Origin of the sequence: Spirosoma panaciterrae DSM 21099, assembly GCF_000374025.1 — a bacterium.
Lineage (GTDB): Bacteria > Bacteroidota > Bacteroidia > Cytophagales > Spirosomataceae > Spirosoma > Spirosoma panaciterrae.
This window is the reverse complement of the sequence record NZ_KB893198.1, coordinates 14948-40368: the sequence shown is the minus strand read 5'-3', so window position 1 is coordinate 40368 and position 25421 is coordinate 14948. Positions and strand designations below refer to the sequence as shown.

Genomic DNA, 25421 nt, shown 5'->3' with positions numbered 1-25421 from the left:
TAATTAGTGTTTGTAGCGCAGGCCCAGTAAATAGCTCTGCTGGAAGACGTCCTTCTGCACCGTAATCCGGTCGCTACGATCCTGATCGGGATAACCCGTTAAGGTATTGGGTCGTAGAATGTCAACGATGATGGGATTGTTCAGCAAATTGGTGAGCTTGGTAAATACGCTCAGTCGCCCGCCGTGGAAGCGTTTCTCCGCCGAGAAATCCACCTGCGACGTACCCCGCTGCCAATAGTCGAGATCTTTGTAAGCCGATACGATATTGATCCGCTTGCCGGTATAGACCCAGGCCAATTGGGCATCGAAACCAATCTGCTGATTTTTGTACATCAACGACAGGTTGGCAATATGATCCGACTGACCCTGGAGTGGCCGGGTTTGTTGCACGTCAGTCACCACGGTACTGCCAGACGCATCCCGGCCATACACCCGCTTGCTCGTCGTGATACTCGATTTGGTGTAGGTGTAATTGCCCGACACGCCCCAGTTGCTGAAATACTTGGCAAACACCAGCTCGGCCCCGTAGTTGACAGCCGTTCCATAATTGATGGGCTGATACACAATGTTATTCTGCGCTAACTGACTGAATCCGTACTCGATGGGGTTCTGGAGATTTTTGACAAAAGCTCCAATCAGTACCTGTTCGTTGCCGCGCGGAAAGAGTTCGTAACGCAGGTCGATGTTATCGGCCACCGTATGCTTGAGGTTGTAATTACCTGATTCAGTGAAAAAATCGCCGGGGAACGAAGCGGGTACGATTTCAAAATAACCGGGTCGGCTAATACCCCGGAAATAGGAAAAACGCAGGTTTTCCCGGGCCGACAACTGGTATTTCAGGTGCAGACTGGGCAAGATATCCAGGTAACTGATAGCCCCCGTTTTCCCGGTGGCGGTGACGGGCAACTGCGACACATACGACTGGTTGGTGTTTTCGGCCCGCACGCCCCCGACAACCTGCCAATTACCCCGGCTAAACTTGCCCTGAATATACCCAGCCGCGATCTGCTCCTTGGCCGTATAGTTGTTGGCGTTGGTACTGTCTGGATACGCATAGGAGTCGGGACGGAACGAGAAAATGGCTTTGTCGACGCTGGTAAATACCTGCCGATCACCACCGGGTAGCACCGTCGATAAGGAGTAATCGTTGTAGTAATTATCCCGAGCCTTATCCCGGTACATACCCCCTACCGACACATCAAACGTTGGGAATAGGTTATAAGTCAGATTTACATAGCCAGCCAGATCGCGGTCGTTGTTGCGCGTCCAGATATAGCTCATGTCGTTGATGTACAGCGTCGATGTAGATTTTCCATCCGCTCCCTGGCTGGTCCGGCTCGTCACCGAAAGATCAGTCCAGCTTGGTGTTTGACTTTTCGCCAGCGAATACACCGCCGACCAGTTCAGTTTCAGTTTGGGAATAAGTGCATGGTCGCCCTGGAGCGTAACGTTATAGATGTTCTGGCGCCGAAATACCGACCGATCAGTGGTGGTCACATCGCCGATTTGCACTAGTTGATTCCCTAGCACCGTGCGGTGTTGCTTGTCATCCAACTGCATGAACAGTCCGTACAGGCTTAATTTATTAGCCGACGAATTTCCAGTTCGATTCAGGTCATAATCAAGTTTGAGGTTGACGCCCGTTCGAGCCTGCTCGTTTGAATAAGTCCGCTGTTCCACAAATTCGAAGATGGGCGTATTTGGAACCGGATCAGGAGAGGGCTGGCCGTACAGTCGTAGAAACGAGGATTGACTACCCCGGTACGTATGCTGATAGGAACCGCCGACCAGAAATCCCAATCGCTTATTGAAAATTCGATTGCCAATCGACAAACTCATTAACCCATTAACAGGCAATTGCACGTCCTGATACTGCGCCGTTCGGACAGAAAAATCACTTGGTTTAGCCGCATACCGATTGCTGCCAGCCACTTCGGAGGGGGAACGAAAATTAATGTCAGATGTACTAAATCCCGAAAATGGTCGGCTACTGAACAGTTGGCTATATCCACCCGACACGGTGGCATTCACCACCAGATAATCCGGTGCCGAGCGCATGATCATGTTCATCGAACCGCCAACCGCATCGCCTTCCATATTGGGTGTGAGGGCTTTGACCACCTCCAGCCGCTCCAGTAGATCGGCTGGAAAAATATCCATCGGCACGAAGCGGTTCTTGTTGTCCGGGCTGGGAATTTTGATGCCATTAACCAACGTGTAATTATACCGTCGATCCATGCCCCGGATGATGGCAAATTGTCCGTCGCCCGTCGCATTTCGTACCACCGATACGCCAGAGACGCGCTGCAAGACATTCGCTACCGTCACGTCGGGCAGTAGCGAGATGGCTTTGGCACCGATGATATTGAGGACATTATCGGCTTTCTGTTCAATTTTGCGGGTGTTGTTTTCACTCTCCCGGTCGCCGGAAGCCGTCACCACCACTTCGGCCAGGTCGCGACTACTTTCCGCCAAGGAAAAGTTTTGAACAACCACCCCGCTCGTTATAACAACCGTTTTCTCCATTTTCTGGTAACTGACGTATTGCACTAGGCAGGTGTAGGTGCCAGCGGGGACGTCTTTGATGTGATAGTTACCATCCAGTCCAACGGTACCGCCGTATTTGGTATTAGCCAGACTCACCGTTGCCCCGATGAGTGGTTCGCCCGTACGAGCATCCATCACGGAGCCTTTCAGCGTAGCGGCTTGCACGGTGAGTGATCCAAGTAATAGCAGTACTAGGTAAAGCGTAAATTTCATAGCTATGGTGTCAAATCGTTCGTATTCATTAGTTGCCCTGCACTATAAGCGGCTCAATCTGAAACAGTCCGAGCGTGGCTGGATTGATCGTCACTTTCACGGCATGGATATTATCTTCTCCGAAGAGTTGCAGCCGCGTGAACCTATCGAGCGCCTTCTTCTTGCCGCCTTTCACGTAGATCGGTTTGTCGACCAGAAACACATGCGAATCGCCGTTGACCAGTAGCACCGGTTTCTTAAACTCCTCAGTTCGAGCCAGCAGCTTGTCTTTCAGGGCCGTGAACGCATTGGCTTCTTTAGCGTCCTTTGCCGGATTGTACATATCAGCCTGCGTGAACAGCACAACAGCGATGGCATTGCTCGTTTTCGCCTGATCGAACATCTCATCCATCCAGGCTAGGTTTGCCTTATTGCGATCATAGAATTCGGCATTATTGCCCTTCGGATCTGGATAGAAGTTGTTGTTGGTGCCTACGATGTGGACTGTTCCGAACTGGACATTGCCGTAGTACCAACGGTTGTTCTCCACATATTTGGCAAACGCTGGATTTTTCGACTGCGAGACCATGGGAAGTTTCGCTTTCCCCAGGCTGTTTTTTCCGTCGAAGAACAAGTTGCGGATTTTGGCCAGTCGCTCGTCGATATCGTATTTGCCGGGTGAATGCTTGTTGCAATCAGTCCACTCATTATCGCCGGGGGTGTAAATCAGCGGCTTGTCGAACTGGTTGAAATAGCCGTGAATCTTTTGATAATACGCATCCGAACAATCCGTCTCGCTGGACTTGATATCGCCAACGTGTACATCGAAAACCTGATTCTGTTTGTTGACGTCCCGAATCAGATTCTCGAAACGGCCGTAGTCCTGAGGCAGATTATAGGGCATATCGCCGAATGCCACAAAACTGAACGGTGCCTGATTCATATTCGACTGCGCCTGACTAACGAATGGGCAAAGCGTGGCCAGACAAGCCCCAAAAAGGCTTTATGCAAGAAAGACAACATGACTAATTGGCTAAGTTGCGCGACTGCTTACTGCTTTACCGTTGGTCCATATACGTACACGCCGAATGTGCCCGGTACGAGCGTTTTGCCATCGGCCTGATAATCGGCTCCGCTCAGGTAAATGCGGTGCGTTGTCCCCCGGTGAACCATTGTTTTCTGGCCCGGTTTCGTCGTCAACGTCTGAACAATCGAATACGTGTCGGCAGAATCCTGATGGATAATCGTGACATTACCTTCCCCATTGGACGTCATGATCAGCTTCAGTTCTTTCTCGTAAACCACCGCATCCACACCGCCACCGATTGGCAATGACTGAACGATTTTTCCCGTTGACGCGTCCATCACGACCAGTGCCTGTGGCTTACGGCAAACCGAAAACAGTCGGTTCGTACTGGCATCATAGGCTATCCCAGTGGGCACACCGCCAGCCGGGGCTACCGTATATTTATTCTTGACCTTGAGCGTCTTGGCGTCGATTTCGAAAATCTCGTTCGTGTCTTCATTATTATTGAAGATGCTTCCTTTCTCGTTGGCAACTGCAAACTCCGGCGCGCCACCCATCGTTACGGTGCCAATTACTTTGTCGGTTACAGCGTCAATGGCAACGGCATCACCACTGCCATTGTTGAACACAAAAATCCGCTTCGTTCCCTTATCGTACATGACCGCATCGGCTTTCTTTCCGGTAACAGGTATTGTTTGCAGGACTTTAAAGGTGTTGTAATCGAAAACCGTAATGGTATTATCCGTTCCGTTGGTGATGTAGCCTTTGTTTAACTCTTTCGCCAGACCGATTCCGTGAACGCCTTTCAGGCCAGTAATCTCGCCAATCTGTTTGTTCGTTGTTAGGTCAATAACGTGTACCCGATCAAAGTGGGATACGAACAACCGTTCGCGTTCGCCATCCATTTTCAGGTAATCCCATTTACCATCGCCCGTAGGTAAACTGATTTTCTCAATAAAGGCATAGGTAGGTGTCGTTTGTGCCTGAACAGATACCTGGAAAGTACCTATAAGGCAGGCAGCCATCGTAATTTTTTGGATAAAAGAGACCATAGGTTAGTACGTAAAAAGAGACTGATCTATTCTTTTTCACCGGCAAAACTATAGTCTATTTTTAAGACATGATTATCAAATATAATATTTAACTATTTGATAATAAGTAATTTACAATTAGTTAATATATAACAATTACATAATAAAAGCCATAACCATTCGACTGTTTTTCTCAAGACAGTCTCGCGGTTATGGCGACGGTATGGTGGGCTTGGTTAGTTACTGAAGTCCACGTCGGGACGTTCCATTTTACGTTGGTTCCGTTTTATGGTATCACTGCCTAATGGCAACTGAACCGATAGTTTATAAAAGCGTACTTCCCGCCGATTCATCGACACCTGATACGCCCCTGGCTGATCGTAAATGCTGATAAAGCGACGCGAATTGAACATATCGTTGATGGTAAAAGTCAGGCTGGCCCGGTTCTGCCAGAAGCCTTTCCGAACCGCAAAATCGACTCCTCGGACAGCCTCGCGGTAGCCCTGTAATGACGGTGCTTTTCCGTCGTTGGTGCCCGTCAATTGCGCTGAGAAATTCGCTGGAAAGCGGTAGGTTAGGTTTAGTTTGGCGTTGTAGGATACGAGCTGGTTTTGCAGATTGACCGATTGCAGAATCACGTTGAATACATTCAGATTGGCTACCGCGCTCAGATTCGGTCCAATGTTGAACTTCAGCGTATTATCGAACCCATAGCGGATATCGGCTTTCACGTTAATGAACGTGGTGACCAGTATTGACGAATCAGTGGCCAGCGGCTGCGTAAAGGGTTTGATTGTGTGATCCTCGTAGATGTAAAACGCCGTCGCCAGCCAGTCAACACCACCCCACGTTTTGGTATAGTTTACCTCGGCGGTATTAACAAATTCGGGCCGGACGGCTGGGTTACCAATCGTAATATTCTGGCGGTCATTGGCCTGAATACCAATAAACAAATGCCGGAAATTAGGCCGGGCAATCTTCCGACTCAAACTCAGGCCAATTTCAGACGTTTCACTTAACTTTTTAGAGAGCGCGAAGGATGGGAAGAACGACTGAAACCAGTTCTGCCCCGATTTGGATGGATAATCATACCCAAACGTCGTCGTATCGAGTCGGGACGTGCCATGCAGACTGGATTGCTCCAACCGCAAACCAGCCTGTAAGTTAATGTTCCGGCGAAACTGGCGGGTATAGAGAACGTAGATCGCGTTGGTGGCTTCGGCAATTCGGGCGTCCTGTGAATAGCTGGGTATTAACTGATAAAGCTGCGTGTCGTTCGCCAGCTTATTGAAAAAATACTGCTGATCCCGGATATAGCTGTAGCTGCGAACCCCCATTTCCAGCTTGGCCGAATCGCCTAGCGGATGCGTATAGTCAAGCTGTGCAATAACCTGATCGCCGTTGGTACGGCCCGTGATTTTATCCGTTTCAGGAAAACCCGTTTGAGAAGTTCCATTTGCGTTAAGGGCTGTTGTATACCAGTCGGCTGCGTTGGACAAATGGTTCCTACTATACGAGGTGACCAGACTCAATTGCTGACCTTTCCGGGCAAACTGATGTTTCCAGTCGAACTCCACCCCCAGATTAGTAAAGCTATTGTGAGGTATCGTCTGACGGTTGCCCGAACTGGTAACCTGCTGGTTCAGATCTCGGTAATCATAGGGTTGCGAGCTAACTGTATTAAACGCACCACCGACCAAAGTTGCGGCCAGCGAAAAGGTATTCTGTTTACTCGGTGTATAATCAGCGGCAATTCGGCCACTCTGGAATGTATTGTTGAGGCTGATGTTGGTGTTCTGATTAAAATAATTGGTCGGGCTACCGTCCGCTTTTCGATTCGTTCGGTAAACATAACCCGTCACCGGATTCCTGGTTGCGTTGATCGAATAGAAACTGGTCAGATTCCACTTACCCCGGCGCCAGTCCAGGTTCAGCGTGCCATCAAAACGTGAATTATTACCAATACCCGCGCTCACCAACCCATTATAACCCGGCAACCGATTTTTCTTCAGTACCAGATTGACAATCCCACCCGTGGTCGACGCATCGTAGCGGGCTGACGGATTGGAAATGACTTCGACCGATTCAATCTGATTAGCCGGAATCTGTGACAGCGTTAATTGCGTCGGTTTCCCATTGACGTAAATGGTGGTTGCCATGTTACGAAGGCTGGGGTTGCCACTTTCGTCGAGGGTAATGGAGGGTACGTTCTTCAGCACGTTTTCAGCCGTTCCGCCAATGGTCGTCAGGTTTTTGGCCACGTTGAATGTCCGTTTTTCCATGGTTATATCCATGCCACTCTTCTCCCCCGTTACCTTGACCTCATTAAGCGTACTGGCATCGGGTTTCAAGGTGATGGTGCCAATGTTCATCTGCGCCTGGTTAATTTGAACCGTCTGTTCAAGGGTCTGGTAACCAACGAACGTAACCCGTACGACCAGAGATCCAGTTGGTACATTGAGAATAGCAAATGCGCCCTGCTCATCAGTTTGACTCCCCGTTAGCAGGCTGTCTTTTCCCTGTAATTGCTTGAAAATCGCAACCGACGCAAAGGGTAATGCTTTATTGGTAGTGGCGTCCAGAATTTTCCCTGTCAGGCGATTACTGGCGTTTGGCGTTGCCTGTTGCGCAATGACGGATGTTGCACAGACAAGCCATGTAAAGAGATAGATAAGGCGGACCACTACGTTCATGATGCTCTCAAATGTGCTGGCCAATCTTGAAGCAAATCTGAAGTTTTTTTAGAATGGAATCCGTTCTGCACTCTGTTCAAATTATCCTTCCTTTAATTACATTAAAATGGTTTAACCCCTACATACCCCTATTTGAGGTGCATGCTTATCCTTGGTAGCATGGACAACTTCAAAGTCTCTTCAGAAAGCTGTCGTTAGTTTACCGTAGTAATAGCTTATTCAGGAGCTAATCGATTCCATGACGACTCAACGACTTCAGCATCTCATTCATCAGCGTTTTAGCTGGTTAAGCACTCGGTATCCGGCAATAGTTCGTTGGCTAGCCGAGCGGCTTTCCACAGACTACTTCCGTGGATTACCGCTTACAGCATTACTCGGATTATTGGTCGTCAACGTCATGGTCCTTTCCGAAATCGCCGAAAATCTGGTCAATTCCGAACCAATGATTCAGGTCGATCAGGGATTTACCCAGTGGCTTTTTCAGGAGCGAAGTACCTCAATCAGTCAGTTGCTCTATGCCCTAACTTGGCTAGGTTCTGCGTACGTAACGATTTGTCTGACGTTTGTGGGATCATTCGTGCTCTATCGCCAGAGAAAAGGGCGCAATATTCTAATTCTGTGGCTTTTGATGGCAGGCGTAGGCTTATTTGTACAGGTTGGTAAACGAACCTTCATTCGGGAGCGCCCCGTCAAGGTTGGTTATTACAGAGAATCTGGATATTCTTTTCCTAGTGGACACTCGGCCACGGCCATGACCCTCTATGGATTATTAGGCTACTGGCTGGTTCGGGGACGCCGTCGGTTTCAGCACCGATGGCTGGTAGGTACGAGTGCCGCTGGTCTAATTTTGGTGGTCGGTTTTAGTCGAATATATCTGGGCGTGCATTTTTTGAGCGATGTGCTGGGCGGTTATTTATTGGGGGCCTGTTGGCTCATTGTAGGTATCGTACTGACCGAATGGCTGCAAACGCCTAGTGTTCGGTCATTGCATTAAGTAGTTGCTTTTATGGTCTTTTCTGGATTGCTTTTGCTTGGATGTGCCTTCGTGGCTTTTTCCCTCAGCGCTGTTTGTGGCGGGGGAGCGGGTTTATTATTGTTACCCGTATTAGGCTCTTTGCTGCCGGGGGCTCAGGTTCCGGCAGCCCTGTCAATTGGTACGGTATCCAGCTCTATTTCCCGAATCATCGCTTTCTGGCCACGTATCCGCTGGGACGTAGTGGTTTGGTTTGTTCCTCCCGCCTTACCAGCAGTTTGGCTAGGTGCCAAATTGCTTACTTACATTAATCCGCTCTATCTGGAATTGTTAATGGGCTTATTTCTAATGGCGAATCTGCCGTTAATTTTTCGATCCAGAAAAGAACTGGAGGAAATAAATCCCCTATCCAAAGGCTATCTGGCCCTAATTGGCTTAAGCGCAGGGTTTGTTTCGGGCCTGACGGGTGCCGTAGGCCTGTTGTTTAACCGATTTTATTTACGCTATGGGATGACCAAAGAAGAAATCGTAGCGACTCGGGCGGCCAACGAAGTAATGCTGCACACGGTAAAACTGGTCTTATACGCTTCATTTGGGTTACTGACTGGCCAAGCGCTCACGTTAGGGACTATAATTGCCGTGGCGGCCATGCTCTCTTCCTGGGTTATGAAGTGGTTATTACCCCAACTAAGTGAAAGTCTTTTCAGACGGGTTGGCTATACGGCCATGGTTGTTTCGGGCTTGAGTTTATTTACAGAAGCGGCTGGTCAAGTCATTACGAAATCGTCCGTGGATATCGATTATTCTCCGCTAGCGAACGGCATGACCACGCAGCTTCAGTGGCGAAATAAACTTTTTTCGCTCGAATTTGAATACGATGAAGGCTTTGAATTCGAGCATACTATTTCGTTCCATGAACTTCCTCAAGACAAGCAAGTTGACATATCTAAACTAAGTCAGAAAGCCGATAAAGTGGTTCTGGAGGAAGTGTTTGGGATCGGGAAACATTCCTACGAAGCTTACGTCTATCGGCAAGGGAAACTAGAAAAGTTTGACATATAGATTATCATTCACTCGCAGAATGGTATAAAAAATGCTCATTATCAAACTACATTAGTTGGCCCTAGTCGAGTTTCCCAATCTAATTGGTTAAGTGGTCTCAAATTGCCATCTCATAAATCAAGGTATCATTGTGAAATTTGGGCTGAGTATGTGAGATACTTTCGAGTACCTTCTCAACTCCTGAATTAACCGCTGTATAATTGCTTTTCGGCTGAGCATCACAACCATGTCAGACGGTTGAATTAGCAAAGTAGTTTGCTGGATTTCCCTTTTTTGCATTGATAGGAAAGCCGACATTCTTGCTTGGTTGTCGGCTTTCCTCAAATAAACCGTCAAGTCTACCCGCAGTGAGTCTGCACTATTCAGCAGTAGTCGGATCAATGATCGTAGAGACCTTACTCACCGAGTTTGCTGGAAAGCCGCCCTGTGCAGCGTGCTGACGGATCAATTCCTCATCAGCCGCATTATAGACACAGTAAATCTTGTCCGTCGTAACGTAACTTTCTACCCATTGAATTTCCGACCCCAAGTTTCGTAAAACATTACAGGAGGTTTGGGAGATGGCCTTCAATTGCTCAGCCGTCAGGTTTCCAGCACCAGGAATTTCCCGTTCAATCACATACTTAGGCATACTCATTTTAGTTTAGATAAGCAGGAGAAAAGACTAGACAAAAGGTACCAAACATTTGATAATCAGCCCTGCTTATTTGAGCTAACGGTAATTAGTACAGTCACTAACTTATCTGACTGCAGCCAAAGTGAATCTAAAAACGATGCCTTTATTAAAGCTGGCGTCTTGTAAAAGACTCCATTTGATTTGGCTAATTAATGTATGTTTGAATAAATAACTGACTCTTTATTACTATGAAGCACTTGTTTACTTTTTTCTTTTTATTGCCAGCCTTTCTCTATGGACAAAATAATTTGGTTATAACATCCCCCTTGTCTACTACCCCTGGTTTCCTAAATACAATCTTTGGTAATATGGCCGGTAACACCACTATGACCGGGAATCAAAATGTTTTTTTGGGCTACAAAGCCGGGACAGCTAGTACAACTGGTGAAAACAACACTTTTCTTGGCTTTCAATCGGGATGGAAAAATACAAATGGTGGAGGTAACGTATTTACGGGTTGGTCATCAGGCTATAGCAATACGAGCGGTTCTTACAATACGTTTTATGGCCTTAACGCTGGAGCTGGAAATGTCAACGGTTCTAACAACGTCTATGTCGGTATTAACACCGGACAGGATTATGGCTATGGAAGCAACAACACATTTTTAGGGGCATATGCTGGATTCATTAACCGTTATGGTAATAATAACACTTTTTTAGGCTACTATTCAGGCCAAGCCAATACAGATGGCGCTTTTAATTCATTCGCTGGCTATTACTCTGGATATAAAAATACAACAGGTGGATACAATGTATTTAATGGGCCGAATGCAGGCTATAGTAACACAAGTGGCTCATCTAATGTCTATATAGGCAACCTCGCTGGTAATCTGAGTACCACTGCATCCTATAATACATTTATAGGTAACTATTCAGGTGCAAATAATACAACGGGTACAAATAATACCTTCCTGGGAGCGGGATCTGGCACTAACAATAAAGAAAGCTTTTCAAACACGTTTATTGGCTATAATACAGCTTATTACAACAGCTCGGGAAGCGAAAATACGTTTCTTGGTATGCAAGCGGGTTTTAGTAATACGACGGGCGGGAAAAACGTTTTTGTAGGTTTTAGTGCCGGAGCGGGATTAGGGGCAGGCAATACAGGAGATAATAATACATTTGTCGGTTATTTTTCAGGAGCCAACAACGCTTCAGGCATTAACAATACGTTTGTTGGGTATCGGGCTGGTTATAATAATGTAACAGGGGCTAACAATATTATCATTGGCCCCTCGTCGGGCACCGCCATTACCAACGGGGATGACAACGTGTTAATTGGTTATAATAGTCAGGCAGGGAATAATCTTCGGAATGCGACGGCAATTGGATCAAACGCCCGTGTAGCGGCCAGTAACGCACTGATTCTTGGAAATCAGGTTAACGTGGGTATTGGTACATCTGCTCCTGTCAATCGTTTAGAAGTTGTCAGCGAAACACCCAATGCCAGTGGCTTAACGTTAACGAATCTAACGGATTCAAGCCCGAGCGTCCAAACCACTGACCAGTTCCTGACGGTCAGCAAAACGGGCGAAGTAATCAAAGCCCGTTACCGACTCCGCATCAGTGTTCCCGATGATTGGAGCGATAAAGTCTTTAGTCCATCCTACCAACTTCGTTCCTTGCCTTCTGTAGCGGCTTATATTGATCAGCATAAACATTTACCGGGTATTCCCTCCGCTGATGAGGTAGTTAAAGAAGGCATTGACCTGGTGAAAATGAATGCAACCTTATTGGAGAAAGTAGAAGAGTTGACCCTATATAGCATTCAGTTGGAAAAGGATAACCATGACCAGCAGCAGGTAAATCAGCAACAGCAGAAAAGATTACAGGCGTTGGAACAAAAACAGGCCGAATTAGAACGACTGCTAAAACAGGTTCTGAAGCAGAATTAACTGTGTCGAACGAGTGGGCTTAAAACCATTTATTAGCATGTAAATCTTTGGATAGCCTGTTGGTAACCGTATTTTGCTAACTGGCTGTCCTTTGTGACTGGTCCATAAAGAGTTCATGAGTAGGCAAATACCGGAAATTCACCCTTGTGTAAGGCCACCGAAAGGCGTAAGTTGGCCGGCCATTTAAATGACTAACAACTATTTCTAACCAATTGATGCATAGATTTTACGCAGAATTATCGACAACTATTAAAAGCTGAAGCCTTTCTGATTGCCAGCAATCTCCAGTGGATTATTCAAAAAGTGACGGATGACTACGCTGCCTTTCGGATCGCTAACCCTGTCGGTCATTCTCAGGATGATCGGGTTCATGGCCTATCTATCCGCTCGTATTTTGAAGGGGGAAGCTCGGGAGTTCGGGGGCGGTTGCGAGAGGTTGTTGCCGCGATTGTAACCGAATTGCAAGTCGATCAAAAAGAAAAGCTGGAAAGCATCATTGCCGTTGTTCAACTGAGCGAATCGTTCGGCGAAAACAAAGGTATTCTGGAAGATTACCACGACCGCTTGATTAAGTTGAACGCGAAATTATAAGATGGCTATTGGTAACTGTAAGCCCAATCTGGTTTTTGGTTGGGCTTTTTATTACAACAATTCAACGGCCTGATCAACTTTATACTTCAATCGCTCCAGTGCGTCGGTATTGCCCGTCGCCTGATATTCGGCCAGATCAGCCTTCGCGTATTTGTCAATCAGACTCCAGGCCAACAGATACGTGATCCTGAATGGCCCATGAAGCCGAAGTATTTATCACCCTGCTATACCACTCGCTGGGAGGAAATTTTGACTGTTGGGTAACTATACAAACTATGCTTTTGTTGACTTACCCATACTAGGAATTTCGCACTTATAAAGGATCGAACCAATTTACCCTTCCAAAGACACAGAGCGAAACCAACGTTTCAAAGAAAAAAATCGTTGTCAAGACGCATAAGCTGGTATATTGTCGATCGCATTTACTTTGTATCTGAAATCCACTTAACCTTCCGTTAACATGCCAGACCGAGCGCCTATAACGCCAGCCGTTTTACAATGGGCCAGACGGACTGCTAAGATTTCTGTCGATACAGCAGCCGCAAAAGTTGGCGTTTCGACAGAAAGGTTAAGCGAATGGGAGATCGGGGCCAGTCAGCCGACAATGGTTCAAGCTGAGACACTCGCTAAATTTTACAAACGTCCTTTTTCGCTTTTCTTTCTGCCTGACATTCCTCGGGATTTTACCCCACTAAAGGATTTTCGTAAAAATGCCCCAGAGCTATCAACAGCATCTCTTTTTATAATCAGAGAGATTCAGGAAAGACAGGCCTGGATTAGTGACTTCTATCAGGAAAACGGGGAAGATCCGCTTCCGTTTGTTGGTAAATTCACTATTACTGACGCTATTGATAAAGTTGCTAAGGATATACGGGATACATTAGGAATAAGTCCACCAGAGTACCAAACGGGCAATCCTGTTAAAGAATGGGTAGATAAAGCTGAGTCAAAAGGAATATTCGTTTCTCGCAGTAGTTTCATTCATAGCAGAATGAAATTTGACAGCGATGAAATGAAGGGTTTCGCTATTGTTGACGGATATGCGCCATTTATATTTATCAACACTGAAGATTGGAGAGCCCCACAGCTTTTTACTCTCGTTCATGAGTTGGTTCACATATGGATCGGGGTTTCTGCGGTATCGAACGAGTCCGATTTTCAGTTAAGACTTAGGGGGGAACTTCATGAGGTGGAGCGGTTTTGTAATGAGGTTGCCGCTATGGTGCTCATGCCCAAAGATAATATGTTGAGCCTACCCAGAAGTGTATTTAGGTCTAGTAATGATGTATTTGCTATTGCTAAAAGTTGGGGTGTAAGTTCATTTGCTCTACTGGTTAGGGCTTTATTTATGGGCTTAATTAATCATGCTGAATACAACACACTAAAGGAACAGGCGGAAATTGCTTTTCGGGCTTATGTAAAAAAGGAAGAGGAGAGACGGAAAAGGGAAAAGGGAAAGGAAAACGGGCCAAGCTATTATTTACTTCAACTTAATAAAGTCAGTCGGCTTTTTACGGAAAATGTCCTACAGGCTTATCGAAGTGGTGAAATTCCGCCAACCCAAGCAAGTAATTTACTCAACGTACCTACCAATAATTTTTCTAAGCTTGAGAAGTTTATCTATCCCTAAATATGAAGCATCAGCTCTACTGTTTAGACGCCAACGTCCTTATTGTTCCGTGGCAAACCTATTATGCTTATGACATATGTCCTTCTTATTGGGACTTTTTAAATACACTAGGAGAGCGTAATACTGTTTTTATACCGGATGACGTTTTCGGAGAGTTAAAAAAAGCCGAAGATGGTTTATATCAATGGGTTAAGTCTAGTAAAATTCCCATTATGAAAAAGGACGTAGAAGTGGCGAATTGTCTTATTCGCATAAACGCTGCAAACCCTATTCATAAACTCTTATCAGATGACGCAAAAAACCGTTCAGTAGCTGACCCGTGGGTTATTGCTCATGCAATGAGACATAATGCCTGCGTTGTCACGAAAGAGATAAAAATCCCTCTTAGCCAAAAGAGAATAAAAATCCCCAATGTCTGTGAGAATATGCAGATACCTTGTATAAACGATTTTGAATTGGGCAGAAATTTTGGACTAACATTCACCTGTTCGACCTAAATCAAGTCCTATATAAGTCGTATAGCGTTCGTCATTGAGGGAAAAATCACCCTAGCTAATTGCATTGCTTTCGTTCATATTCATTTTTGTATTCGCTAACGAAGGTATACGGTTTACCTTCAAGTCTGATAGAAACATACTTCAATAGCGCAATTAGTGCTATATTACCTTCCCGCATAGAATTGGTGTCGGCAATGGAAACAGCAGATTCTTTGCACTGGCTCAGTAAAACAATGAGCAATAGACCTGCAAAAAAACTGTGTATCGTTGTAACAGACCGAGAGCTTTTGACTGTAAAACGCATATAGACGAAATCTGACTTGTCAATTATTCGAGGTAGAAAGGCAATATATAAGCCATTAAACTCATTAACTCGAAGAACACAGTCTCAACTACATTCTGATCGGTTTCGGGTAGTGTCCCATGTACACCCGCGACAAAATTAAGCCACCGTGTCGTCCCTTTTGTTTTTTCGTTCTCCTACACTTTGCCGGGTCATCAACTCCCGTCCCCCACGCAGTAGCTCTTTTAACGTCTACTGGCCGCGTTCGTAAGGTTGAGCACTGGCCAGGGTTAAAGCCTTGTCGACGGCATCGTACAAGCCATACAACTTGTGTGCACCTTTTGCAATTCGTCAAAGGCGAAATTCAGCAGGGGCATATTGGGCCGAGCTATACGGGTGCGTTCTGAATCATCCTGCGCCCGACGTAGTGATAACATCTCGTCGATTTTCCCTGTGTTAATTGTGTTATGGTAAAAAGCGGAGTGTTTAATGATCGGCAACTCCATAATATCCAGTATGCAATCCTGAATAGACTTCTGCGGCTTAGTAAGTCTGGCCGGCGGAGTGAAGACCGGCTTATTGGTCGGAATATTCCATAAAAAAACGTTGAATGGTGTGGCACAGCCATTTCCGACCAAGGCTCTCCCCTATTAAATTATCTAGGACGAGTAATGAGATAAGTGTTGAGGCTAGATTCAGATGCCCAGGTGCCCGGTATCACATTTTCATCATGTATGGGGATAGTATCCCCACTAATAGACAGCTACGAACAGCTATATAATGTGAGATCAATTAGAAACTAGAAACAAACACTGCACGCACTGCATAACTGCTTCATTGATTCTATTTTTCAATTCCGTATACCATTCCGTATACCGTAAAAATAAAAATCGCCCAACTAATTGATTAACAATTAATTAGGCGATCATCGAGTACCGGGAGCCGGACTCGAACCGGCATGTCCTTGCAGACAATGGTGTTTGAGACCATCGCGTCTACCGATTCCGCCATCCCGGCATCTGGAACCGTTCGCCGTTACCGACGATGCGTTTGTCAAACGTGGGTGCAAAAATAGATGGCTGGCTCGTGTTTTGCAAATAAAAATTAAAAGATACTTTATTTACACCTCCCTGACCATCTAGCAGAAATCAAACGAAACCTGTAGATTTACAATTGCTCACATTTGCATTTGTTATGCCTTCGTCGCCCTTAGCCCTTCCGTTAACGCCTTCTCTGCCGCTGCTCACAACCTTACTCGACCGTTCTCCGTATGGCGTTATCGCCTACCAGGCCATTCGAGATGCCAGGGGTTCAGTCGTGGATTACCAGACGCGGTATTACAATCAGCAGGTGCTCGCCATTACGGGCCATACCGAAGCGCACATGACCCTACAAACCCTGTTTGAACGGGCACCTTACATGCGTGAACACGCTGAGGACCTGCGCCGAGTGGTTGAAGAACAGATTCCTTACGAAGTCGATGAGCTACTACCAAGCAACAACCGCTGGTTTCTATTTGATAATCGACCACTCGACGATGGCTTTTTCACCACATTTATTGACATAGACGATACTAAACGCGCGCAACAACAGCTTAGTCAGCAGCAGCAATTATTGCAGGGCGTCATTCATGCGACAGACAATTTCATTGCTTATTGTGAAACCGTTCGCGATGAGACGGGCGAAATCGTTGATTTTATTTACCGCCTGACCAATCGTTTTCTAACGAAGCGGTCCGATGTAGCGGCCGATCAGATCATTGGCCATCGTATGACTACGTACTTTCCGAGTGTCAAACAGGTGGGCTTGTTCCAGCGATTTGCGGAAGTTGTCAGAACCGGCGAACCCGAAAGCTTTGAATTTCAGTATCAGGCCGATGGCTACGATGCCTGGTACCTGATTTCGACAGCGCCCCTAAAAGATGGTATCGTTCTATCGTTCAAGACTATTTCGGCCCTGAAGCAAACCACAATACAGCTTCAGCAGCAAAATGAGCTGGTCGAAGGGGTTTTGAGCGCATCGGACAATGGGGTTATTGTGTATAAAGCCCTTTGCGATGAAACGGGTAATCTGATTGATTTCAAGGTTCTACTGATCAATGACACAGCCCTCAGCTTTTCAGGGCTACCACGCCATCAGGTTGTTGGGAGCTTAGTCACCGACATGTTCCCCGAGTCGAGACAAAAAGGCATGTGGCACCAGTATGAAGGCGTCTATAAAACAGGCGAAACCTTCCGGGGGCGGCACTACTACCCTAACCTGAATAAATGGTTCGATGTGACGATCAGTAAACTGGACGACCGACTGGTAGCTACCCTCAACGACATCAGTCAACTGTACCTGGCTACCCAACAGCTTCAGGAGCAGGCACATCTGTTTGATGGAGTTCTGAACAATATTACCAATGGGCTATCGGTACTGGAGGCCGTACGGGACGATTCGGGAGCGATTGTCGATGTTCGTTATGTGCGTGTCAGTCAGGCCATTCTGAACGACACGGGCTTACAGGCCGATCAACTCCTGAACAAAACCATGGCCAGTGTGTTTCCGGGGGTTAAGAGTACCACCTACTGGGCAGCTTTTCTTCAGGCTTTTGAAACGGGCGAGCCCCAGCATTTTGAGGTTAAATATTCAGTCGACGGGTTCGACAACTACACCGATAACTGGGTTACCCGTCTCGATGACAACCGAATTATTTCAATCTATTCCATCATTAACGAGCAAAAACAGGCCGAAGCGCAGGCTCGCCAACAGGCGGCTCTGCTGCAAACTGTACTGGATAGCTGCCAGATACCCATTGCCCTCTTCGAATCGATCCGGGATGCATTGGGCCAAATTATCGACTTCCGGTATTTGCTTCAAAATGATACCAATGCCCGCCTGGTCGGTTTAGCGAATGCGCAGGATACCCGCCAAACGATGCTTGAGGTGCTACCCATTTTGAAACCTTTGGGCATTTTTGAGGAGTATGTACGCGTGGTCGAAACGGGGCAATCCAAACGACTGGAACAGCATTTTACAGACGGCATCGTTGAGGGCTGGTACGATATTTCTATTGTAAAGCAGGAAGACGGCATCGTGGTTACGGTCAACGATCTAACGTTACTGCATGAAACCCTGCAACGGGCCGAGCAACTGGTCAACGAGCTGAAACAATCGAACCGAAATCTGGAGCAGTTTGCTTACATTGCCAGTCACGATATGCAGGAGCCACTGCGAAAAATTCAGTCGTTCGGTAATTTATTGCTGGACTACTACAGTAGCTCGATTCCTGAGGATGGGCAGAATATGCTGCGCCGAATGCAGTCGGCGGCCGATCGGATGAGCCAGTTGATTCGGGACCTACTGGCCTATTCGCGTCTGTCGATTGAACTGGAGTCGTCCAAACCCGTGAGTCTGCAACAGATTTTTCTAGAAATCAAAAGCGATCTGGAGATTATTATCCGGGAAAAAGCGGCTCAGATTATCCTTGGTGATGGCTCGGATACCGACTTACCGACACTACCCGGAAACGCCAGCCAATTGCGGCAACTGTTTCAGAACCTGTTGAGCAATGCCCTGAAGTTTGTTTCGCCCAACAAAATCCCCCTTATATCGGCACAGGCTCGTCCGGTTAATAGCTACGAACTTCCCGCTCCTATTGGCAATCGTACAAAACGCTCCTGGGTCGCTGTTGATATAACCGATAATGGCATTGGTTTCGACGAAAAATACAGCGAACAGATTTTCCACTTATTCGAGCGCTTACACGGTCGAAACGAATACAATGGAACGGGAATTGGCTTAGCTGTTTGCCGAAAAGTAGCCGAAAATCACGGGGGCACGATCACCGTTCGCAGTCAGCCCGGACAGGGAACCACCTTTACGGTGTACCTACCAGAGAGCTAAAAGGTGGCGTGACACTCTTTCGCTCTTTTACTCTTTCACTCTTTATTCGTACCGTAACGCTTCGATTGGATCGAGTTTGGAGGCCCGAACGGCGGGGTAAATACCGGCAAATAACCCTACCGATACGCACACTACGATACCCAGCCCCATCCAGCCCCAGGGCACTACAAAACTGCCGTTTCCCTGACTAATCAGGCTGGCAATGAGGTTCCCTACACCCAGACCCAGAATAATTCCGCCCAGGCCACCCAGTATACAGATAACAATCGCTTCGATCAGGAATTGCTCCCGGATGCGTTTGGGGGTGGCACCCAACGATTTACGAATGCCAATCTCGCGGGTTCGTTCTGTCACCGAAACCAGCATGATATTCAGCAAGGCGATAGACGCACCCAGCAAGGTTATAAATCCAATCCCAAATCCACCGATTCGCAGATAGCCGCTGATGGTTTCGGTCTCTTTGGCCAGATCATCGGCCCGTTCAATTTCAAACGAATCAGGCTGGCCCAGTTGGTCCCGCCGGACCAGGCGCATGGTTCCCCGGGCCTCTTCTACGGCTTCATCCTGACTGGCAACCGATGGGGCCGATGCGGTTATATCGAACGTCAGTTGTCGATTACCAGCCAATGCCCGCGCGTTCTCCAGGGGAATCAGAATCATTCGATCCTCTCCCCCACCCGAAAAACCACCTTTTTTATTGAGCACCCCAATTACTTTGTATTGCGCTCCCAGTACGCGTATCGATTGATTGAGCGGGTTGATCTTTTTTTCAAATAATGTATTCGCCGTTTCGCTGCCAATGACGGCTACATTGAGTGAGTTTTCCAGGTCATTAGGTGTCAGATTTCGACCACTTTGCAGCGTGAAGGCTTTGACAGCCAGAAAATTATCATCGCCCCCAATAAGCTGTACATTGGGATTTGTTTTTCGGGAGCCAAACTTGGCCTGAGCGGCTCCGGCTATCACCGACGACACCGAAATAGTAGCTCCATATGGAAATCGACGTTTAAACTGGATCGCGTCGAAATAGTCGATAGGCGCATCCTGCCGCAACACGCGCCCTCCCCGACGGAACGCATCCTGCCGGGCCACAATACTGAACGTATTGGCTCCCAAACCCGCAAAACTTTCGTTAACTGAATTTTGGAGCCCGTCGATAGCCGTCAGAATACCGACCAGCGAGGTAATGCCGATGGCAATGATCAGCGATGTCAGAATGGTCCGCAGCCGATTCCCGGCAATCGAACGTAACCCTTCCCGGATGTTCTCAATCAGGTTCATGAATTAGCATGGGGTATGGGGCATAGGGTATAGGTTAGAATTTGCACAATCCTAGCCCCTCACCCCGTACCCCGCGCTTTTTTTGCACAATATTTGCGTATATTTCGTTATAGCAAAACTACCAAGAGCATCTTTAACGGGGAAACCAATGAAACGGCTGCTATTACCGCTTATCCTAATTCTGAGTCTGGCTAGTCAGGTCTGGGCCTCTAAAATCCTGATTCCGATGGACGATGCCCAAAAGAATCACCTGAAAGCTTATGGCATTGCCTATTGGGTCCTTAAAGTTCACGATACCGAGATCGACTGGCTGCTCAATTACCGGGGCGGTTCGTTTATGATGCCACAGTCACAGGCATTCATCAACGAAATGGTGATACGGGGTGTCAGCTACGAAGTTATTTCCGACGCGCAGTCGGCTCAGATATTGGCTGAAATTGCGGCTGCCGATGCCAATATGGATGCCGTTAAGCTTCAGAAACCCCCGAAAGTGGCTGTGTATTCGCCCAAGACCAAGCAACCCTGGGACGATGCCGTAACGATGGTGATGACCTACGCCGAAATTCCCTACGATGTGATTTTTGACGAAGAGGTGATGAACGGCAAAATGCCTGAATATGACTGGCTTCACCTTCACCATGAGGATTTTACGGGGCAGTATGGAAAATTCTTCCACTTTAAAGACCAGCCCTGGTACATTGCCCAAAAGCGGGAAGCGGAAACCATTGCCCGAAAATTTGGCTTTACCAAAGTACCTCAGCTTAAACTAGCTGTAACCCAAAAAATCCGCGAATTCGTTCTTGGAGGTGGTTACCTGTTTGCCATGTGCAACGCAACCGACACCTACGACATCGCGCTGTCGGCTCATAACACCGATATTGTCGATTCGTTCTACGACGGTGACCCTGCCGACCCGAACGCCAATAGCAAGCTGGACTATAGCCAGACGTTTGCCTTCCGCAACTTTCAGGTCTACACGAACCCTTATCTGATCGAGTTTTCGAACATCGACAACCAGCCTGAAGAACGGGGCCTGAGCGAGCATAACGACTACTTTACCCTGTTTCAGTTCTCAGCCAAATACGACCCCATCCCTACCATGCTGACGCAAAATCACCAGAACGTCATCAAAGGGTTTATGGGACAAACCACTGCTTTCAAAAAAGCTTACATCAAACCGGAAGTCGTGATAATGGCCGAGAATCGTTCGGTAGGTGAAGCGCGTTATATTCATTCGCCCTATGGCCGGGGATTCTTCACCTTCTATGGCGGCCATGATCCTGAAGACTATCGGCATGAAATCGGTGAGGAGCCAACGGATCTTAACCTGCATCCCAATTCAGCCGGTTACCGCCTGATTCTCAACAACATTCTGTTCCCAGCCGCGAAGAAAAAGAAACAGAAGACCTAGAATGAATGCCTTCACCGAATCCCAGCGTTTTCAACAATGGTGGCTTTGGACGTTGATGGGAGCTGTATTTCTGATTACGACTGTCCCTCTGCTAACGACCCACGCAGGAGCTGAGCCCTTTGCCTGGGGTGGACCCATTATCACTCTGCTCGTCGCTTTTCTGTTGTATAGTTGGCGGCTGGATACCCGGATCGACGACGAAGGCGTCCATTATAAGGTGTTTCCTGTTTTTTCCTGGCGCACCATTCCCTGGACCGAAATCAAATCCGCTTCGGTAACGAAGTATGGATTTGTGGGCTATGGCATTCGGCTGGGCTTCGACGGCTGGGTGTATAATGTTGCGGGTAACAAAGGGTTGCGCATTGTGAAGCAAAGGAACACCATTATCACCATTGGTACCCAACGCCCTGATGAACTGGAAACGTATTTAACGACCCATCAACATTTAATAACAACTTAATTCGGTTTCAATAAGAGGTTAATGCGGTGGTAAGTAGTTAGCGCAACAATTCATTTTCTGCTAACTACCATGAAAAATCTCATACTCTGCGCATTGGCTCTCTATTTGGTAAGTAGTTGTACCACTATCCGCCAGGGCGAAGTTGGTGTAAAACGTCGATTCGGGAAGCTGGACCCCTCCGTAAAGGGAGCGGGTATTCATGGGTATAACCCCTTCACAACTACTATAATCCGGGTGCCTACTCGTACCATTAATTTGCCCCTGGCGCTGGAAAATATCCCCTCCAAAGAAGGGCTCAACATCAGCGCCGAAATGGCTGTACTGTATCGCATCGTTCCCGAAAAGGCCCCTCAGGTACTGACTACCATTGGTGAAAAATACGAAAGCGTTGTGATTGTGAGCGTATTCCGATCAGCCGCAGCGGATGTCTGCGCTCGCTTTTACGCTAAAGATATGTACACAGGTCAGCGCGAAGAGATTGAAAAGGAAATCGCTGCCGAAATGCATAAGGTGCTGGAACCAAGAGGCATCGTTGTGGAAAGTGTTCTCATGAAAAGCATCGAATTACCTAAAGGGCTGGCCCAATCCATCGAACAAAAGCTCGAAGCCGAACAACAGGCTCAGCAGATGGAGTTCATTCTGCAAAAAGAGCATAAAGAAGCCGACCGGAAAGTAATTGAGGCAAAAGGCATAGCGGATTCGCAAAAAATAATTTCAGAAGCCCTCAACAAGCAGATAATCGAGTATAAAACGATCGAGGCTTTTCGGCAGTTAGCTACGTCGCCCAATGCCAAAATCATCGTCACCGATGGCAAAACGCCTATGCTGATCAATCCGAATCAATAAAACGGGTTAATTACTGAACCACTCATCGATCATCTCTTCGCGGCTTTTGCTTTCCAGCTTTCGCTCCAGGTCGTCGGGAATTTTGGGGAAGAAATCGATACCCGTCATCTGTTCGATTAAATCGACTGGCACCACAAACGTTTTCAGGGATTCCGTGGAGCCTTCGTTATCCAGCAGAAAGCCGATCATCCGAATCTCAGGTTTGTTGCAATACAGGATTACTTTGTAAAACTTTTCGGGTACACTCACCTCCGTGCTTTTCCCAATGGTAGGTAAACCAGGTTTCAGTACAGGACCTGTAATAACATATACTCCATTATCCCGGCGAGCCCAGGTACGTACCAGGTTTTCAAGGTCACTCCAGATACCCCGGTTAAAATCCGGTGCCTGCGGGGTAATGTTGCTCATAAAAAAGGTCTCACGCATGATGCGCTGCGAAAACTTAAAGTCTCCGGCTGGTGCCAAATGCCCCCGGTCATAACCCGAGCGGGTATAGTCGGATGGTAAGGCCGTACCATTTTCGGCAGCAGGATCGGGCTTAAATTGTTCGTTTTTACGATCCGCATCCCCCCGGGTTTCATACGAAAGCAATGGATAAGCTACCCATTCGGCATCTTTGTATTGGTCGCGGTAACTGAGCGTGTAACCTTCATGACGAATCAAATCGCCATTCCATTTGGACTGAGGCAACAGAAAATCAACCTGTTTTTCAAAATCGAACCGCTGATTGCCCGACGAAGCCTCTGATGGTCCGCTACCGTTGTTATCACTGGCTTCGCTTTCCTCCGAACGGGGTTTCCGCCGATCGTCGCTGGCTTCATCGGTCGATTGGTTGGGTTCTGGCGCTTTGTAGGGATTATCCGATTCTCGTTGCGACCGGGAGCGGCCCAGTCCAACAATTTCACGGATGTCGTTCCAGAAGGCAACCACTGGTTTTGTTTTTCCACCGTAATGCAGAAATAAACCGATCAGAAAAAAAACAAACAGGGTTACGAGTGTATTTCCCCGCAAGCGGAATCCCCGGCGGGTTGTGTTTTTGGGAGAAAAGCGAGGTTTCAGATGCATAGGCCAAAGTTAAGTTTTTGTTTGATGCAGTAGGCTGGCAGCTACAAAAGAGGTACTATATAGGCTAATCTGACCCGTCCAGCCTGCCCCCCGGAACATGAAGCGCCAAACGACTGTTACTCCTCCATGTCATCCCTACGTATTGTTGTTATTGGTGGTGGAGCAGCCGGTTTTTTCGGTGCCATCACTGCCGCTGAAACCTTTCCCGACGCTACCATCACGATTTTAGAGAAGAGCCGAACGGTACTGAATAAAGTCCGTATCTCGGGAGGAGGGCGCTGTAACGTTACCCATGCCTGCTTCGACAATAAAAAACTGGTCAGATACTACCCTCGTGGCGAAAAACCTTTACGCACGCTATTGAATCAGTTCGATGCTACGGCTACCGTTCGGTGGTTCGATGAGCATGGAGTCACGTTGAAGACAGAAGCGGATGGCCGTATGTTTCCGTCGACCAATACTTCCGAAACCATAGTAACCTGTCTGATGGCCACGGCCCGCCGTCTGGGAATTCAGATACGGACAAGCTGTGGCGTGTCGACACTCACGCATACCACTACCGACAAGGGGCAATCTCAATGGCAGCTAACTCTCCTGACCGATGAAGTTATTCAGGCTGATCGACTGCTGATTGCTACCGGAGGTTATCCGCAGGCAGCCTCGTATACCTGGATGCCTTCCCAAACAGAACCGCTGATTTCGCCCGTCCCTTCGTTGTTCACCTTTAATGTACCCGAAAGTTATTTATTGCCCTTAGCGGGTGTATCGGTCAGCGATGCGGGCGTATCTATACAGGGAACGAAACAGGAGCAGCGCGGCCCTTTGTTACTGACGCACTGGGGATTCAGCGGCCCGGCTGTTCTGCGCTTATCAGCCTGGGCTGCCCGCGAACTGGCCGCAATGGACTACCGTTTCACACTTCGGATCAACTGGACCCCTACCCTCAACGAGAATCAGCTACGTAATATGCTACAGGAGTTCCGACAGCAAAATGGACGCAAACAGGTGGCCTCACAAAATCCGTTTGGGTTACCGAATCGGTTATGGCAACTTTTTGTGTCGGAATCAGGCATGACTGACTCACAACGCTGGGCCGACTTACCAGCCAAGCCACTCAATCGATTGGTTGAGCGACTGACCAACAGCCAGTTTCAGGTCGTTGGAAAAACCACGTTTAAAGATGAATTTGTTACCTGCGGAGGTATTTCTATTGACAGCCTGAATCCGCAAACCCTCGAAAGCAAAGCCCACCCCGGTTTGTTTTTTGCTGGCGAAGTGCTGGATATTGACGGCATTACCGGCGGTTTCAACTTTCAGAATGCCTGGACCACGGGTTATGTAGCCGGCAGGCATATCGGTCAATAATAGCCGGG

The 25421-nt window shown here is 47.5% G+C and carries 20 protein-coding genes and 1 tRNA gene; 12 read left to right on the top strand and 9 right to left on the bottom strand.

Annotated elements, in window-relative coordinates; translation table 11 throughout:
* Positions 1-3: 3 nt before the first annotated feature.
* From B153_RS0123280 to B153_RS0123265, 4 genes are all read right to left on the bottom strand, one after another.
* Positions 4-2760 carry a TonB-dependent receptor gene (locus B153_RS0123280; protein ID WP_020599158.1) on the bottom strand — a complete coding sequence of 919 codons (2757 nt, stop codon included), beginning with the start codon at positions 2758-2760 and terminating at the stop codon, positions 4-6.
* Between the two features lie 28 nt (positions 2761-2788).
* Positions 2789-3682 (bottom strand): hypothetical protein, encoded by an 894-nt coding sequence (locus tag B153_RS0123275; protein ID WP_020599157.1) that lies wholly within the window; start codon positions 3680-3682, stop codon positions 2789-2791.
* A 107-nt stretch (positions 3683-3789) separates the two neighbouring features.
* A complete protein-coding gene (locus tag B153_RS0123270) occupies positions 3790-4818 on the bottom strand; it encodes a YncE family protein (protein WP_020599156.1) in 1029 nt (342 codons plus the stop codon).
* Positions 4819-5033: 215 nt separating this feature from the next.
* Positions 5034-7490, bottom strand: a complete 2457-nt coding sequence (locus B153_RS0123265) for a TonB-dependent receptor (RefSeq protein WP_040761897.1) — start codon at positions 7488-7490, stop codon at positions 5034-5036.
* Between the two features lie 238 nt (positions 7491-7728).
* On the opposite strand from B153_RS0123265, the gene B153_RS0123260 reads away from it, so the two are divergent.
* Both B153_RS0123260 and B153_RS0123255 read left to right on the top strand, forming a co-directional pair.
* Positions 7729-8484: a phosphatase PAP2 family protein gene (locus tag B153_RS0123260; RefSeq protein WP_026262386.1), complete on the top strand. Its 756-nt coding sequence runs from the start codon at positions 7729-7731 to the stop codon at positions 8482-8484.
* A 12-nt stretch (positions 8485-8496) separates the two neighbouring features.
* A complete protein-coding gene (locus B153_RS0123255) occupies positions 8497-9525 on the top strand; it encodes a sulfite exporter TauE/SafE family protein (protein WP_026262385.1) in 1029 nt (342 codons plus the stop codon).
* Between the two features lie 358 nt (positions 9526-9883).
* Here the strand turns inward: B153_RS0123255 and B153_RS0123245 are convergent, their stop codons facing one another.
* The gene (locus B153_RS0123245) at positions 9884-10156 is read right to left on the bottom strand and encodes a DUF4242 domain-containing protein (RefSeq protein WP_020599151.1); all 273 of its coding nucleotides are present in this window, start codon (positions 10154-10156) and stop codon (positions 9884-9886) included.
* A 371-nt stretch (positions 10157-10527) separates the two neighbouring features.
* On the opposite strand from B153_RS0123245, the gene B153_RS0123240 reads away from it, so the two are divergent.
* Positions 10528-12096, top strand: coding sequence for a hypothetical protein (locus B153_RS0123240; RefSeq protein ID WP_245564931.1), 1569 nt, complete (start codon positions 10528-10530; stop codon positions 12094-12096).
* A 303-nt stretch (positions 12097-12399) separates the two neighbouring features.
* Positions 12400-12687, top strand: coding sequence for a hypothetical protein (locus B153_RS0123235; protein WP_020599149.1), 288 nt, complete (start codon positions 12400-12402; stop codon positions 12685-12687).
* Between the two features lie 51 nt (positions 12688-12738).
* On the opposite strand, the gene B153_RS38725 is transcribed toward B153_RS0123235, so the two are convergent.
* Complete coding sequence (locus B153_RS38725; protein ID WP_020599148.1) at positions 12739-12861, bottom strand: hypothetical protein; 123 nt, start codon at positions 12859-12861, stop codon at positions 12739-12741.
* Here B153_RS38725 and B153_RS38720 point away from each other — a divergent pair.
* From B153_RS38720 to B153_RS0123220, 3 genes are all read left to right on the top strand, one after another.
* The gene (locus B153_RS38720; RefSeq protein WP_281167754.1) at positions 12808-12951 is read left to right on the top strand and encodes a DUF4113 domain-containing protein; all 144 of its coding nucleotides are present in this window, start codon (positions 12808-12810) and stop codon (positions 12949-12951) included. The genes B153_RS38725 and B153_RS38720 overlap by 54 nt on opposite strands.
* Before the next feature lie 196 nt (positions 12952-13147).
* Positions 13148-14317: an XRE family transcriptional regulator gene (locus tag B153_RS0123225; RefSeq protein WP_020599147.1), complete on the top strand. Its 1170-nt coding sequence runs from the start codon at positions 13148-13150 to the stop codon at positions 14315-14317.
* 2 nt (positions 14318-14319) lie between these two features.
* Positions 14320-14814 carry a DUF4411 family protein gene (locus B153_RS0123220; RefSeq protein ID WP_020599146.1) on the top strand — a complete coding sequence of 165 codons (495 nt, stop codon included), beginning with the start codon at positions 14320-14322 and terminating at the stop codon, positions 14812-14814.
* Positions 14815-16030: 1216 nt separating this feature from the next.
* Here B153_RS0123220 and B153_RS0123215 read toward each other — a convergent pair.
* Positions 16031-16114, bottom strand: a tRNA-Leu gene (locus B153_RS0123215).
* A gap of 177 nt (positions 16115-16291) precedes the next feature.
* On the opposite strand from B153_RS0123215, the gene B153_RS0123210 reads away from it, so the two are divergent.
* Entirely contained in the window at positions 16292-18985 is a 2694-nt protein-coding gene (locus B153_RS0123210; protein ID WP_020599145.1) for a PAS domain-containing sensor histidine kinase, read from the top strand.
* Between the two features lie 42 nt (positions 18986-19027).
* On the opposite strand, the gene B153_RS0123205 is transcribed toward B153_RS0123210, so the two are convergent.
* Positions 19028-20266, bottom strand: coding sequence for an ABC transporter permease (locus B153_RS0123205; RefSeq protein ID WP_020599144.1), 1239 nt, complete (start codon positions 20264-20266; stop codon positions 19028-19030).
* 148 nt (positions 20267-20414) lie between these two features.
* On the opposite strand from B153_RS0123205, the gene B153_RS0123200 reads away from it, so the two are divergent.
* From B153_RS0123200 to B153_RS0123190, 3 genes are all read left to right on the top strand, one after another.
* Positions 20415-21677: a hypothetical protein gene (locus B153_RS0123200; RefSeq protein WP_020599143.1), complete on the top strand. Its 1263-nt coding sequence runs from the start codon at positions 20415-20417 to the stop codon at positions 21675-21677.
* 1 nt (position 21678) lies between these two features.
* Positions 21679-22137 carry a hypothetical protein gene (locus B153_RS0123195; protein ID WP_020599142.1) on the top strand — a complete coding sequence of 153 codons (459 nt, stop codon included), beginning with the start codon at positions 21679-21681 and terminating at the stop codon, positions 22135-22137.
* A gap of 69 nt (positions 22138-22206) precedes the next feature.
* The gene (locus tag B153_RS0123190; RefSeq protein WP_020599141.1) at positions 22207-22983 is read left to right on the top strand and encodes a prohibitin family protein; all 777 of its coding nucleotides are present in this window, start codon (positions 22207-22209) and stop codon (positions 22981-22983) included.
* Positions 22984-22989: 6 nt separating this feature from the next.
* Here the strand turns inward: B153_RS0123190 and B153_RS0123185 are convergent, their stop codons facing one another.
* Positions 22990-24048: a DNA/RNA non-specific endonuclease gene (locus tag B153_RS0123185; RefSeq protein ID WP_020599140.1), complete on the bottom strand. Its 1059-nt coding sequence runs from the start codon at positions 24046-24048 to the stop codon at positions 22990-22992.
* 126 nt (positions 24049-24174) lie between these two features.
* Here B153_RS0123185 and B153_RS0123180 point away from each other — a divergent pair, with 126 nt between their 5' ends.
* Positions 24175-25413, top strand: a complete 1239-nt coding sequence (locus B153_RS0123180; RefSeq protein WP_020599139.1) for a BaiN/RdsA family NAD(P)/FAD-dependent oxidoreductase — start codon at positions 24175-24177, stop codon at positions 25411-25413.
* The last annotated feature ends 8 nt before the right edge of the window (positions 25414-25421 follow it).

Coding starts and splice junctions, on each gene's coding strand:
- B153_RS0123280 (WP_020599158.1), bottom strand. CDS start 2,760: ATGAAATTTACGCTTTACCTAGTACTGCTATTACTTGGATCACTCACC.
- B153_RS0123275 (WP_020599157.1), bottom strand. CDS start 3,682: ATGAATCAGGCACCGTTCAGTTTTGTGGCATTCGGCGATATGCCCTAT.
- B153_RS0123270 (WP_020599156.1), bottom strand. CDS start 4,818: ATGGTCTCTTTTATCCAAAAAATTACGATGGCTGCCTGCCTTATAGGT.
- B153_RS0123265 (WP_040761897.1), bottom strand. CDS start 7,490: ATGAACGTAGTGGTCCGCCTTATCTATCTCTTTACATGGCTTGTCTGT.
- B153_RS0123260 (WP_026262386.1), top strand. CDS start 7,729: ATGACGACTCAACGACTTCAGCATCTCATTCATCAGCGTTTTAGCTGG.
- B153_RS0123255 (WP_026262385.1), top strand. CDS start 8,497: ATGGTCTTTTCTGGATTGCTTTTGCTTGGATGTGCCTTCGTGGCTTTT.
- B153_RS0123245 (WP_020599151.1), bottom strand. CDS start 10,156: ATGCCTAAGTATGTGATTGAACGGGAAATTCCTGGTGCTGGAAACCTG.
- B153_RS0123240 (WP_245564931.1), top strand. CDS start 10,528: ATGACCGGGAATCAAAATGTTTTTTTGGGCTACAAAGCCGGGACAGCT.
- B153_RS0123225 (WP_020599147.1), top strand. CDS start 13,148: ATGCCAGACCGAGCGCCTATAACGCCAGCCGTTTTACAATGGGCCAGA.
- B153_RS0123220 (WP_020599146.1), top strand. CDS start 14,320: ATGAAGCATCAGCTCTACTGTTTAGACGCCAACGTCCTTATTGTTCCG.
- B153_RS0123210 (WP_020599145.1), top strand. CDS start 16,292: ATGCCTTCGTCGCCCTTAGCCCTTCCGTTAACGCCTTCTCTGCCGCTG.
- B153_RS0123205 (WP_020599144.1), bottom strand. CDS start 20,266: ATGAACCTGATTGAGAACATCCGGGAAGGGTTACGTTCGATTGCCGGG.
- B153_RS0123200 (WP_020599143.1), top strand. CDS start 20,415: ATGAAACGGCTGCTATTACCGCTTATCCTAATTCTGAGTCTGGCTAGT.
- B153_RS0123195 (WP_020599142.1), top strand. CDS start 21,679: ATGAATGCCTTCACCGAATCCCAGCGTTTTCAACAATGGTGGCTTTGG.
- B153_RS0123190 (WP_020599141.1), top strand. CDS start 22,207: ATGAAAAATCTCATACTCTGCGCATTGGCTCTCTATTTGGTAAGTAGT.
- B153_RS0123185 (WP_020599140.1), bottom strand. CDS start 24,048: ATGCATCTGAAACCTCGCTTTTCTCCCAAAAACACAACCCGCCGGGGA.
- B153_RS0123180 (WP_020599139.1), top strand. CDS start 24,175: ATGTCATCCCTACGTATTGTTGTTATTGGTGGTGGAGCAGCCGGTTTT.